Below are 13,636 nucleotides of genomic sequence, written 5' to 3' on the forward strand. Positions count from 1 at the left end.
TTGATGCCTTTTGAGCTCGTAGAAAAAATTATACTCTTGTTTTTATCAATCACTTCTCTTGATAAATAATCATTAATAAGAAACAGAAACGAATAGTATAGATGAAAAAACAGACCCTTGAACACTCACTGGTCTACTATTGTATTGCAGTAAACTTGAAAACAATCATAACTTTCAGAAAAAAAAAGGTCTTCCTTATCGGAAGACCTTTATCTACGATTCATCGGATGGATTAAAATTCAAATCCAACACCAAATGATAATACTCTATTTTTCACGTCATTGGTTAGGAATTTATCACCAGCAATATTGGTAAGACCTAAACCATAATTTGCATTGATTAAGAAACCACCTGCTAATTTAACACCAGCTGTGATGTTAGCACCAAAATCAACACCTTTCAAAGTTTCATCCTTACCAAATTTAAACTCATTTAAAGTTGTTGAAGAACCATCACCATCATCACCGATTCTGTTGAATTTATTCTTTCCACTTAAACCGAAACCTACATATGGTCCTGCTCCTAATTGCAATTCCGCGCCACCTAAAGGTAGTTTACCTACAAAGTTTACCGGAACTTCCAACCACATTGTGTTTTGAGTCAACTCATATGTATTTCCATTAAAACGTGCTTCAGCGAATTTTGCACCTTTACCTTGTAAAGATAATCCTGGCTGAATAGCAAAGTTCGGGCTCACATTCGCATTTACATAACCAGTGATATAAAAGTTGGTTGCTGACTTCGTATCCGAAAGATCATCCGAACTTCCGTAGCTATACGAAGGAAGTGTAACACCCGCTTTCAATCCGTAACCTGTTTGAGCTTGAGCTCCTGCTGCCATCAATAATGCTGCACCTAACGATAGTAAAACTTTTTTCATAACCTTAATATTTTGTTTATCCAATTATTTAAAGCTACCTCAAAATCGAAGTAACTAACCACATAGGGTTTTACAAATTTGATACCAAAAATAATCTTCATGCTTTTTGAAGTTTATTTTGAAATTATTTTGGCATTTTCAAAATTAAGAGTTACTTTTGCACACCCAGTAAGGGAAAAGGGTCGGATGGCCGAGTGGCTAGGCAGAGGTCTGCAAAACCTCCTACAGCGGTTCGAATCCGCTTCCGACCTCGTTAAAACGTAAAATAAAATATTAAATACAATGGGAGTTACACGTTTAAAAAGAAAAGATAGAAGAAACAAAACTGTTTCACGTGTTGAAGTTCAGTTTTTGAAATTAGGCCGTAACATCGAACTAGGTTCTCGTTCACAAATGCCTAAAAAAAGTCAAATCGTTAAAAACGATGAAATCTTAAACCAATTAGCTGCTGAAGCTAAATAGTTTATACTTCATCTCTAGGATATAAAAAAGGATTACAGCATGCTGTAATCCTTTTTTATTATACCTCATTCATCCAAACATAAAAACCCCCGTATAGGAGCTATACGGGGGTTTTGGTAAGTGTACATTGTATTTTATTAGTCCTGAATCGCCGCAATACCTAGCAGGGTCTTACCCTCCATGTATTCCAATAATGCTCCTCCTCCTGTACTTACATAGCTTACATGCTCTGTCATATCAAATTTAGCTACTGCTGCCGCTGAATCTCCACCACCTATCAAAGAGAAAGCTCCTTGTTCAGTCGCCAAAACAACCGCATCCGCTACAACTTTTGTTCCTTTAGCAAAAGTATCAAATTCGAAAACTCCCATTGGGCCATTCCATAATAAGGTCTTGGAAGCTGAGATAACCTGCGCAAAATGTCTTGCAGATTCTTCACCGATATCCAAGCCTTCCAGATTCGCAGGAATTTCATCAATTGGACCATTGTATACTGTAGCATCGTTAGCAAATTTATCAGCAATTTGAGCATCCGTAGGTAATACCAAGTTTACGCCTTTTTCTTCTGCTTTCTTTACCAATTCATTCGCCAGATCCAATTTATCATTTTCACATAATGAATTACCAATCTCGCCACCGCGTGCTTTGACAAATGTATACGCCATACCACCGCCAATGATCAGATTATCCACTTTATCCAATAAAGCCTCGATTAGTTGGATTTTGTCCGATACTTTGGCACCACCCATAATTGCTGTGAATGGACGTTCTGGGTTATTCAACACTTTCTCGGCATTGCTTAGTTCAGCTTCAATCAAATAACCGAAGTATTTAGCTTCTGGGAAAAACTGTGCTATTACAGCAGTCGAAGCGTGAGCACGGTGTGCAGTACCGAAAGCATCATTTACATATACATCGCCCAGTTTGGATAATTTTTCAGCAAAATCCTTATCCCCTTTTTCTTCTTCTTTGTAGAAGCGTAAGTTTTCTAATAATAATACTTCTCCCGCTTGTAATGCTGCCGCCTTATCAATAGCCTCCTGACCGATACAATCATTCGCAAACTGTACATCTACGCCTAATACTTGTGAGAGATGACTCACGATATGACGCAAAGAATATTTATCGGTAGGACCTTCTTTTGGACGTCCCAAGTGAGACATCAGGATCACAGATCCACCGTCATTTAAGATTTTTTTTATTGTTGGAGTAGCTCCCTGAATACGGTTGTCATCTGTAATGGCAAAATTATCATCTAACGGCACATTGAAATCTACACGAATTAGGGCTTTCTTACCTGAGAAATTAAAGTTGTCAATTGTTTTCATACGCTTTTATAAATTCGAAGAAATTTTAAAATTATTGCTAATTCAATTTCGGTTCAAATTATTTTTAGTTAAGTTGATTAAAGGTGTAAATATATAAAAAGCCAAGAACTTATTAAGTTACTTAGCTTTTTGTTGTTAATAAATTTCAATAGTATACGGAATACGTGCTTGAATGCCTGTATTCTTAAGTAGACGCTGCATTTCAGTCATATATTTATGGTAGTCACGCATTTCCTCTGCAAACATCCACATCTTGATTTTCTCTTTTGACGTAGAAAAGATAGCTGCAAACTTATCTTTAGATTTAGGATATTCTTGTACATGGTACGAATCTATTTTCCCTTTGGCTGCAGCAGATTTAATTGCAGTTTGTAAATCGCCAATCTTATCTACCAATCCAATCTGAAGAGCTTGGTCACCTGTCCATACGCGTCCTTGGCCAATACTATCCACTTGTGCTATAGACATGTTACGGCCTTTGGCTACGCGATCCATAAATGTTTGATATACATTGTTGACTTCCACTTGAATAATAGCTTTCTCTTCTGCTGTCAGGGGTTTATCCGGGCTATTCATCAAGCCTGCATATTTGCCCGTGTTGACTTCCTCAAATTTAATCCCCAATTTATCATTCATCAAACCTTTTAAATTAGGTATAAGACCGAAAACACCTATCGAACCCGTTAATGTGGTTTTCTCTGCAAATATAGAATCGGCAGCAGCTGCAATATAATAACCGCCAGAAGCAGCATAATCGCCCATCGAAACGATCACCGGCTTAACCTTTTTGGTCAAGGTAACCTCTCTCCAAATAATGTCAGAAGCAAGAGCTGATCCACCGCCCGAATTAACACGTAGTACCACTGCTTTTACTTTATCGTTTTCACGCAATTTACGGAGCTCACGAGAAATACGATCACCGCCAATTTCACTGGTCTCTCCTTCTCCATCTACGATATCTCCATAGGCATACAGTACCGCTATCTCCTCACCATCTTTATTATCTGTTGCTATTGCATTATAATTTGAAATAGAAACTACAGAAACATCCTTCTTCTCACTTATATCAAGACGCTTCTTCATCTCGGCAATTAATTCATCCTTGTAAAGTTTGCCGTCAATGAATTTGTAGGTCAAAGCTGCATCTGCATTGCGGATTAAGTAAGCATCTGCATAGTGACGAAGGGAATCTTTACTAATTTTTCTTCCTGCAGACACATCATCCAAAAATGCATCATAAATACTATTTAAATAAGACGTCACTTGCAGTCTGTTGGCATCACTCATCTTATCCAACATAAAAGGTTCGACTGCTGACTTAAAAGTTCCCACTTTAATGACTTGCATGTCTACGCCCAACTTATCCAATGCGTCTTTCATAAACATGGTGCTGGAACTCAAGCCTCTAAAATCTATTGATCCTTCCGGATTTAAATAAATTTTATCTGCTACAGAAGATAAATAATAGGCTTTTTGCGAATATCCTTCGCTATATGCTACAATAAATTTTTTACTTTCTTTGAAGTCGACTAAAGCATCACGAATAGCCTTTAACGTCGCAAAACCACCTCCTACTGTGTAGGGATTTAGATATATTCCTTTGATATTATCATCGGTCTTGGCAGCTTTGATTTTGGACAAAATTTCATTTAAGCCCATGGATTTGGTAGCTACTCCCAAGGGAAGATTAAGATCAGCAAAAGGGTTTGGCTCGTCCTTCTCTAGGATATCAAAATCAAAGGATAGATACAATACTGAATTGGTAGGTGTTGGGGCATTTTTATCACTAGACGAACTCTGGATTAATACCGCAATAATGAAAATAAATACAAAGAATAAAATAATTCCTGTAATAAATACACCTGTAATAGTTGCTAAAACTTGTTTAAAGAAGCTCATACATTAATTTAAATTAAAGTAATAAATTTACAGAATTATTATTAATTATGACTAAAAAACATCACGACAAACGAAAATGAATAAGATATACATCTTATTGGGGGCTAATCTAGGCAATCCGACACAGCAGTTGCAGAAGGCTCAAGCCTTACTAAGTGACAAATTAGGTCCATTATTACACGCTTCTGCGCTGTATGAATCCGAAGCTTGGGGCGTGGAAGACCAACCCATATTCATCAATCAAGTATTACTCTTAGCGACCGAGTATTCCCCGCAACAGTGTCTAGCCATCTGCCAGGCTATTGAAAATGAATTGGGCCGGGTACGAAAAGAAAAGTGGGGTGCCCGCTTGATTGACATCGATATCCTGTATTACAATTCGGAAATCATCCAGGAGCCTGACTTAGTAATTCCTCATCCATATATCCAAGAACGAAAGTTTACACTGATGCCGCTTGTAGAAATAGCTGCCACGTATTTACATCCAAAATTTCAACTCAGTAATGAACAATTATTGCTAAATTGCACAGACAAATTGGTAGTAAAAAAAATGAATACTATGACCTTTCAAATAATTAGTCTGGATATTCTCAATCAGTCGATGATGGGTAATAGTGAATTGATTAAACAACTGATAGATATGTACATACAGCAGTCTCCTGTGGATTTTGAGACTTTAAGAGAAGCTATCCATACCGGCGACAAGGTCTTGATACGCGAACGTGCACATCATATCAAACCTACTATGCAGTATATCGGTGCCCAAAATTTGCAGGATGACTTCCAGAAATTGGAAACGCTAGCAAAAGAGGACGCTCCTTTAGCAGAAATAGAAGAACTATTTAATCAGATACAGCCATCTTTCGAATTAATGATGCAGGAATTAAAAAGCATCGCATAAATCTGCGGATAAGCACCTTATACAAACATTATAGGTGTTTATCCTCATACACAAAAAAATAAACTTTCATTAGGTTTACACCTATTCATCTTCTATCTACAAGCGAGAACTAATGCTAAAAAATCAGCATATCTTATGCGATATTTTTAATAAGTTTGTATTAGAATAGAATTCATTTTCATGGCATACAAGGGCAATTCATTTAAGAATAATACATATAATAAATCTTCCAAAGAAACGAAAGGTACAGCTAAAGCTACTCCCAAAAGAGATCCCATAATCAAACCCTTCGATAATATTGATTTTTCGGAAGGACAGCGCAAAGCGCTCAAAATAGTTGGGCTATTCTTAATCTTGTGCTCGTTCTTATTTGCGGTGGCTTTCACCTCTTATTTATTTACATGGAAAGAAGATCAAAGCTACATTTCGATAACGAATGGATCATGGAACACCTTATTCAGCACAAGCGAAGAGCTTATTGATGAGGGTGTGGAAGTCCCTATGGTGCAAAATAAGCTAGGTAAGTTGGGTGCATTATTGGCAAATCAATTTATCTTCGAATGGTTTGGCGTAGCTTCCTACTTATTTGTGCTCTTATTCTTTGTAATTGGGTACAAATTCTTGTACCGCAAATCTCTTTTACCTATTTGGAAGACCGTTTTGTATACGTTGATCGGTATTATCTTCTTATCAGTCACATTAGGATTTATTCAGGATTATATTTTCGAAGTACCCCATATTCTCGAAGGTAAATTCGGCTATTGGACGAATCAACTCCTCAATGCACAAATCGGGAAATATGGTGTCGGTGGACTAATCTTATTTGCCTATTTGGCAGCACTGGTATTAATTTATAATCTTGATCTCAAATTAGCACTTAATAACTGGTCCTCTACAAACGATGACACGGAAGATTTTGATCTTGTCCAAGATAAACCGATAAGCAAATCAGACAATATCAACAAAACAAATTCTATCGAGACAGAAGGAGATGGCGAGGAAAATATCGATGGCGCCGTGATTCAGGTATCTAATACACTACGTGATAAGTCTACAGATACCGTATCTATCAATGACCGATATGCGCATCTTCACCAACAAAAGACTGAATCAGAAGACGAGGAAATTGGTTTAGATGAGGAAGAAGTTTCGCATAGTGTACACTTTGAAACCAAAGACACTGCCGTGGAAACCGCTTCAAATTCTTTTGACCTGTCTGTGGATACCCCATTAGAGATTGAAAACACGCCGGAAGAACCCGTAGTAGAAGAGGTGTCGCTGGCGGTAGAAGAAGTTAAAGAGGAAAAACAGATTACAGCGAATGATTTAGTTGCTCAATTCGGAGAGTATGATCCAAAACTGGATTTGTCGGGTTACCAATATCCTACTCTGGATCTGTTAAAAGAATACGGTACCGGAAAAATTACGATTAACCAACAGGAATTAGAAGCTAACAAAAATAGAATTGTAGATACGCTTCGCAACTACAATATCGAAATCGAACATATTAAAGCTACAATCGGGCCGACGGTTACTCTATACGAAATCATTCCAAAGCCAGGTGTTCGTATTTCGAGAATCAAAAATCTCGAAGATGATATCGCCTTAAGTTTAGCGGCTTTGGGTATTCGTATCATTGCTCCTATGCCGGGTAAAGGTACTATCGGTATTGAGGTGCCTAACAGCTCTCCTGAAATGGTATCCATGCGTTCAGTTCTAGCTACCGAAAAATTCCAAAAGACGGATATGGATCTACCTATTGCATTGGGTAAAACCATTTCGAACGAAGTATATATCGCTGACTTAGCAAAAATGCCTCACTTACTCGTAGCAGGTGCTACAGGTCAAGGTAAATCCGTAGGTATCAATGCGATTCTGACATCGCTATTGTATAAAAAGCATCCTGCCGAACTAAAATTCGTACTTGTCGATCCTAAGAAAGTGGAGCTTTCGCTTTTCAAAAAAGTAGAAAGACATTTCTTGGCGAAACTGCCAGGTGAAGAAGATGCAATTATTACGGACACCAAGAAAGTAATCAATACTTTGAATTCGTTGTGTATTGAGATGGATCAACGTTATGATTTATTGAAAAACGCACAAGTTCGTAATTTAAAAGAATATAATTCAAAATTTGTCAATAGAAGATTAAACCCTGAGGAGGGTCATCGATTCTTACCTTTTATAGTTCTTATTGTTGATGAGTTTGCAGATTTAATGATGACAGCGGGCAAAGAGGTCGAAACACCGATAGCTCGTCTCGCACAATTGGCGCGTGCCGTGGGTATTCACTTAGTCATTGCGACGCAACGTCCTTCGGTAAATATTATCACAGGTACGATCAAAGCCAATTTCCCTGCACGTCTAGCATTCCGTGTGCTATCTAAGATAGACTCGCGGACCATCCTAGACACAGGAGGTGCTGATCAGCTAATTGGTCGTGGAGATATGCTTTTGGCATCCGGGTCCGATCTAATCCGTATTCAGTGTGCCTTTGTCGATACTCCTGAAGTAGAAGGAATATCCGATTTCATAGGCGGACAGCGTGGATATCCATCCGCCTTCCTGCTGCCTGAATATGTGGATGAGTCGGGCGAAGGTTCGGGATCAAGTGACTTTGATCTTTCGGATAGAGACCAACTTTTTGAAGAAGCTGCACGTCTTATCGTTATGCATCAACAAGGCTCTACATCTCTTATTCAGCGTAAACTGAAATTGGGATACAATAGAGCCGGAAGAATCATCGATCAACTGGAGGCTGCTGGTATAGTAGGTCCATTTGAAGGTAGTAAAGCAAGAGAAGTTTTATACCCCGATGAGTATTCTTTGGAACAGTTTTTAGAAACGTTAAGAAAGGAAAATTAGAATGAAAAAACTTTTATTATCATTTATCTTTATCGGTGGATCGATTGGAGCTTTTGCGCAAACAGATGCCGCTGCCAAGAAAATTTTGAATGATGTATCGCGCAAATACAATTCTTATCAGACTATTCAGTCTGATTTCACTTTGAGCATCCAAGATGCCAATAAGAAGACACATACCACCAAAGGGCTCATGTTATTCAATAAGCCTAAAAATCAATATGTAATTTCATTGCCGGAGCAGGAAGTAATATCTGATGGCAAGTCGGTGTGGAATATCTCCAAGGATATCAAAGAGGTGCAGATCTCCGAGAACGAAAATAATTCCAGTGCAATTGGTCCGAGCAATTTATTTACGTTCTATCAAAAAGGATATAAATATGTGCTTATGCCCGACGAAAAGATCATTCGTCAAGATAAGCCAGAAATGGCAAAAGTCATAGAGCTAACACCAGAAGATACAAAAACGAATTACTTCAAGATTAAGTTGAGAATAAACAAAAATAATCACATTCAAGACGTGACGATTTTTGACAAATCAAGCAATAGATACACGTATACTATTCATACCTTATATCTGGGCAAGAAGTTCAGTCCGCAGCTCTTTACCTTCTCCAAAGAGAAGTATAAGGATTACGAGATTGTAGATTTAAGATAAAAAAGAAAAAAGAACTAGTTTACGCGAGGGCACTGAAAAACTATCCAATAAAAAAGGGCTTATGAATTTTTATACTCATAAGCCCTTATCCTTTGTTTATTTGAATGCATTTAGCAACAACTCTTCAAATAAGAGATTCTCAATGGGTTAAATATGTGCTTTTTCCCTTTTTTTGATACTCAAATTTTTGAAGAGGACTTTTTCAGTGCCCTCGTTTACGCTAGTTCTTTTTTTTGCGTCGAGAATGACAGCTGTTATCAAGGCTATTGCAGTCTTTGATATTCAATACATACAATAGTTCAATAGTTCGTATAAAAAACAAGGGGCTTTCCAAAATGGAAAGCCCCTTGTTTTTTATAAAGAGAAGAAGATTAATCTTCTTCTTTAGAAGCTAATAATTGATCGTATTCCTCGCGAGAACCTACGATAATATTGCTGTATGAACGTAAACCTGTACCTGAAGGAATCAAGTGACCTACGATTACATTCTCTTTCAATCCTAATAAGTCATCACGCTTACCTGCGATAGCTGCCTCATTCAATACTTTAGTAGTCTCTTGGAAAGAAGCTGCTGAGATGAATGATTTAGTACCTAATGAAGCTCTTGTGATACCTTGAAGCATAGGGCTTGAAGTAGCTGGAACAGCATCTCTTACTTGTACAAGTTTCAAATCTTGACGTTTCAAGTTGGAGTTTTCTTCACGTAATCCACGTAAAGTAACAATCTGACCTGGACGTAATACATTTGAATCACCTGCGTCTACAACTACCTTCTTATCAAACAATGAATCGTTTTCTTCCATGAAGTCCCATTTGTTCACTGCTTCTTTTTCTAAGAAACGAGTATCTCCTGGATCTTCGATGTGAACTTTTTGCATCATTTGGTGTACAATAGTTTCGAAGTGCTTATCGTTGATTTTTACACCTTGAAGACGGTAAACCTCTTGAATACCATTTACGATATATTCTTGTACAGCAGCCGGACCTTTGATAGATAAAATATCACCAGGAGCGATTTGACCATCTGACAATGGCATACCTGCTTTTACGAAGTCATTATCTTGTACTAAGATATGCTTAGAAAGTGGAACCAAGTATTTTTTCACTTGACCGTCACGAGACTCGATAGAGATCTCACGGTTACCACGTTTCACACCACCTAATGTTACAACACCATCGATTTCAGTTACTACAGCTGGATTTGAAGGGTTACGAGCCTCGAACAACTCAGTTACACGAGGAAGACCACCTGTGATATCTCGTGTCTTACCTGTAGAACGAGGGATCTTAACAAGGATAGCACCTTCTTTCAATTTTTGACCATCTGAAACAGCAACGTGAGCTCCTACTGGAATGTTGTATGAACGAATTACCTCACCTTTATTGTCAAGGACTTTAATAGTAGGGTTTTTCGTTTTATCACGTGTTTCGATAATAACTTTTTCTTTGTGACCTGTTTGCTCATCAGATTCTTCACGGAAAGTAACGCCTTCGATGATCGCATCGAATTCTACTTTACCCGCAAATTCAGAGATGATCACTGCATTATATGGATCCCAGTCAACAAGTTTAGTACCTTTTTCAACTTTCTCACCTTCTTTCACGTATAAATTCGATCCGTAAGGAATGATTTGTTGGTAAAGAACTTTACCGTTGTTAACGATTTTGATCTCACCTGAACGACCTAATACAATGTTGAAAGGACCTTCTTCACCTTCTTTTTCTACTGTACGTACATTTTCGAACTCTATAGTACCTTCGTATTTAGCAATGATTGCTGAATCAGAAGCGATGTTAGAAGCCGTACCACCCACGTGGAACGTACGAAGTGTCAACTGTGTACCTGGCTCACCGATAGATTGTGCTGCGATTACACCGACAGCTTCACCTAATTGAACACGTTTACCAGATGCCAAGTTACGACCGTAACAACAAGCACATACACCACGTTTAGACTCACAAGTCAATACCGAACGAATTTCTAAACCTTCGATACCCGCTTCGTCAATAGTTTGAGCTACTTCTTCTGTAATATCATCGTTAGCTGCTACGATTAATTCGTTAGTCTCTGGGTGGTACACATCATTCAATGGTGTACGACCTAAGATACGATCGTATAATGGCTCAACGATATCATCATTATCTTTTAATGCTGTTGTATAGATACCTCTTAAACCTCCACAGTCAAAATCAACAACGATCATGTCTTGAGCTACGTCATGTAAACGACGAGTCAAATAACCCGCATCGGCTGTTTTCAACGCTGTATCGGCAAGACCTTTACGCGCACCGTGGGTAGAGATAAAGTATTCTAATACGGATAGACCTTCTTTGAAGTTGGATAAAATCGGGTTTTCGATAATCTCACCACCTGATGAACCAGATTTTTGAGGCTTAGCCATCAAACCACGCATACCAGCCAACTGACGAATTTGCTCTTTCGAACCACGAGCACCTGAATCCAACATCATATAAACGGAGTTGAAACCTTGGTTATCATTCGAAAGAATATCCATTACGTGTGATGTCAACTTATTGTTGATACGTGTCCAGATATCAATGATTTGGTTGTAACGCTCGTTGTTCGTAATGAAACCCATGTTATAGTTATTCATCACATCTTCTACTTCAGCAGTAGCTTGAGCAATCAAATCAGTTTTAGCAGCTGGAATTTGAACGTCTTGCAAGTTGAACGATAAACCGCCTTTGAATGCTGTTTGGAAACCTAATTCCTTCATATCATCCAAGAATTGAGCAGCACGCGCCATACCTGTATTCTTCACGATTTCACCGATTACATTACGTAATGATTTTTTCGTTAAGATTTCGTTGATATAACCAACTTCTTCTGGTACGATTTGGTTGAAAATTACACGACCTACAGTAGTTTCGATAATTTTTTGAACCAACTCACCGTTTTCATTCAAGTCTTTAGTTCTTACTTTGATCCAAGAGTGAAGATCTACTTGTTTCTCATTCAAGGCAATGATTACCTCTTCTGGAGAATAGAAAGTACTTCCCTCCCCTTTCATCTTACGGTTTTCATCCGATTTGCGGCCTTTAGTGATATAGTAAAGACCCAATACCATATCTTGAGATGGTACTGTAACTGGAGAACCGTTAGCCGGGTTAAGGATATTGTGTGCCGCCAACATTAATATCTGGGCTTCCAAAATTGCAGCATTACCTAAAGGTAAGTGAACTGCCATCTGGTCACCGTCAAAATCGGCGTTGAATGCTGTACACACTAATGGGTGTAATTGAATCGCTTTACCTTCTACTAATGTAGGTTGGAAAGCTTGGATACCCAAACGGTGAAGCGTAGGAGCACGGTTAAGTAATACCGGGTGGCCTTTTAATACATTCTCCAGGATATCCCATACGATAGGATCTTTACGATCTACGATTTTCTTAGCCGATTTTACAGTTTTTACAACACCACGCTCAATCATCTTACGAATGATGAATGGTTTGTAAAGCTCTGCAGCCATATCTTTAGGTAGACCACACTCATGTAATTTCAAGTGAGGACCTACAACAATTACCGAACGAGCAGAGTAGTCAACACGTTTACCCAATAAGTTTTGACGGAAACGACCTTGTTTACCTTTCAAAATATCAGATAATGACTTCAACGCACGGTTACCTTCTGTTTTCACAGCGTTAACTTTACGTGAGTTGTCAAACAACGAGTCAACAGCCTCTTGAAGCATACGTTTTTCGTTACGTAAGATTACTTCAGGAGCTTTGATTTCGATCAAACGTTTCAAACGGTTGTTACGGATAATCACACGACGGTATAAGTCATTCAAATCCGAAGTAGCGAAACGACCACCATCCAAAGGCACTAAAGGACGTAACTCTGGTGGAATAATAGGAACAATCTTAACAATCATCCATTCTGGTCTGTTTTCGATACGTGTATTAGCACCACGGAATGCTTCTACAACGTGAAGACGCTTTAAAGCTTCGTTTTTACGTTGTTGAGAAGTTTCATTAGCCGCTTGGTGACGTAAATCGTATGATAACTGATCTAAATCTAAACGTTTTAATAATTCTTCTAACGCCTCAGCACCCATTTTAGCAACGAATTTTTGAGGATCGTTATCGTCTAAGTATTGGTTTTCTTTTGGTAAAGTATCTAAGATGTCTAAATACTCTTCTTCTGTCAAAAAATCCATGTAAGAAATACCATCATCTTCTTTGATACCCGCTTGGATAACTACGTATCTCTCGTAGTAGATGATCATATCTAATTTCTTAGTAGGAAGACCCAATAAGTAACCGATTTTATTAGGAAGAGAACGGAAGTACCAGATGTGTGCTACAGGAACTACCAAAGAGATGTGTCCCATACGCTCACGACGTACTTTTTTCTCAGTAACTTCAACACCACAACGGTCACACACGATACCTTTATAACGGATACGCTTGTATTTACCACAGTGACATTCGTAATCCTTTACAGGACCGAAGATACGTTCACAGAATAAACCATCACGCTCAGGTTTGTATGTACGATAGTTGATCGTTTCTGGTTTAGTAACCTCACCGCTTGAACGCTCCAAGATAGTCTCTGGAGAAGCTAAGCTAATCGTGATTGAAGTAAAGTTACTTTTAATTTTATTATCTTTTTTGTAAGACATACG

8 protein-coding genes and 1 tRNA gene are annotated in these 13,636 nt (G+C 38.3%); 5 read left to right on the forward strand and 4 right to left on the reverse strand.

From position 1 onward, the window contains the following. Window positions 1–232: 232 nt before the first annotated feature. The gene (locus EDC17_RS01150; RefSeq protein ID WP_132776089.1) at window positions 233–880 is read right to left on the reverse strand and encodes an outer membrane beta-barrel protein; all 648 of its coding nucleotides are present in this window, start codon (window positions 878–880) and stop codon (window positions 233–235) included. Between the two features lie 180 nt (window positions 881–1,060). Here EDC17_RS01150 and EDC17_RS01155 point away from each other — a divergent pair. Then, window positions 1,061–1,131: transfer RNA gene (locus tag EDC17_RS01155), tRNA-Cys, on the forward strand. A 31-nt stretch (window positions 1,132–1,162) separates the two neighbouring features. Then, entirely contained in the window at window positions 1,163–1,342 is a 180-nt protein-coding gene (locus tag EDC17_RS01160) for a spore protein (RefSeq protein WP_132776091.1), read from the forward strand. A gap of 137 nt (window positions 1,343–1,479) precedes the next feature. Here EDC17_RS01160 and EDC17_RS01165 read toward each other — a convergent pair whose 3' ends face one another. Together EDC17_RS01165 and sppA are read right to left on the reverse strand one after the other, a co-directional pair. Next, window positions 1,480–2,670: a phosphoglycerate kinase gene (locus tag EDC17_RS01165; protein WP_132776093.1), complete on the reverse strand. Its 1,191-nt coding sequence runs from the start codon at window positions 2,668–2,670 to the stop codon at window positions 1,480–1,482. 135 nt (window positions 2,671–2,805) lie between these two features. Beyond that, the gene (gene sppA / locus EDC17_RS01170; RefSeq protein WP_132776095.1) at window positions 2,806–4,569 is read right to left on the reverse strand and encodes a signal peptide peptidase SppA; all 1,764 of its coding nucleotides are present in this window, start codon (window positions 4,567–4,569) and stop codon (window positions 2,806–2,808) included. 76 nt (window positions 4,570–4,645) lie between these two features. Here sppA and folK point away from each other — a divergent pair, with 76 nt between their 5' ends. From folK to EDC17_RS01185, 3 genes are all read left to right on the forward strand, one after another. After that, window positions 4,646–5,470, forward strand: a complete 825-nt coding sequence (gene folK, locus EDC17_RS16790; RefSeq protein ID WP_165894346.1) for a 2-amino-4-hydroxy-6-hydroxymethyldihydropteridine diphosphokinase — start codon at window positions 4,646–4,648, stop codon at window positions 5,468–5,470. A gap of 180 nt (window positions 5,471–5,650) precedes the next feature. Further along, on the forward strand, window positions 5,651–8,332 hold the full coding sequence (locus EDC17_RS01180; RefSeq protein ID WP_132776097.1) for an FtsK/SpoIIIE family DNA translocase: 2,682 nt from the start codon (window positions 5,651–5,653) through the stop codon (window positions 8,330–8,332). A gap of 1 nt (window position 8,333) precedes the next feature. Further along, a complete protein-coding gene (locus EDC17_RS01185) occupies window positions 8,334–8,987 on the forward strand; it encodes a LolA family protein (protein ID WP_132776099.1) in 654 nt (217 codons plus the stop codon). 371 nt (window positions 8,988–9,358) lie between these two features. Here EDC17_RS01185 and rpoC read toward each other — a convergent pair whose 3' ends face one another. Continuing rightward, the gene (rpoC, locus tag EDC17_RS01190; RefSeq protein WP_132776100.1) at window positions 9,359–13,633 is read right to left on the reverse strand and encodes a DNA-directed RNA polymerase subunit beta'; all 4,275 of its coding nucleotides are present in this window, start codon (window positions 13,631–13,633) and stop codon (window positions 9,359–9,361) included. Window positions 13,634–13,636: the final 3 nt, after the last annotated feature.

Origin of the sequence: Sphingobacterium alimentarium (assembly GCF_004342685.1) — a bacterium.
Taxonomy (GTDB): domain Bacteria; phylum Bacteroidota; class Bacteroidia; order Sphingobacteriales; family Sphingobacteriaceae; genus Sphingobacterium; species Sphingobacterium alimentarium.

Excerpts from the sequence above, each read along its gene's own strand:
- sppA (WP_132776095.1), bottom strand. The coding sequence starts at position 4,569 with ATGAGCTTCTTTAAACAAGTTTTAGCAACTATTACAGGTGTATTTATT.
- rpoC (WP_132776100.1), bottom strand. The coding sequence starts at position 13,633 with ATGTCTTACAAAAAAGATAATAAAATTAAAAGTAACTTTACTTCAATC.
- EDC17_RS01160 (WP_132776091.1), top strand. The coding sequence starts at position 1,163 with ATGGGAGTTACACGTTTAAAAAGAAAAGATAGAAGAAACAAAACTGTT.
- folK (WP_165894346.1), top strand. The coding sequence starts at position 4,646 with ATGAATAAGATATACATCTTATTGGGGGCTAATCTAGGCAATCCGACA.
- EDC17_RS01180 (WP_132776097.1), top strand. The coding sequence starts at position 5,651 with ATGGCATACAAGGGCAATTCATTTAAGAATAATACATATAATAAATCT.
- EDC17_RS01185 (WP_132776099.1), top strand. The coding sequence starts at position 8,334 with ATGAAAAAACTTTTATTATCATTTATCTTTATCGGTGGATCGATTGGA.
- EDC17_RS01165 (WP_132776093.1), bottom strand. The coding sequence starts at position 2,670 with ATGAAAACAATTGACAACTTTAATTTCTCAGGTAAGAAAGCCCTAATT.
- EDC17_RS01150 (WP_132776089.1), bottom strand. The coding sequence starts at position 880 with ATGAAAAAAGTTTTACTATCGTTAGGTGCAGCATTATTGATGGCAGCA.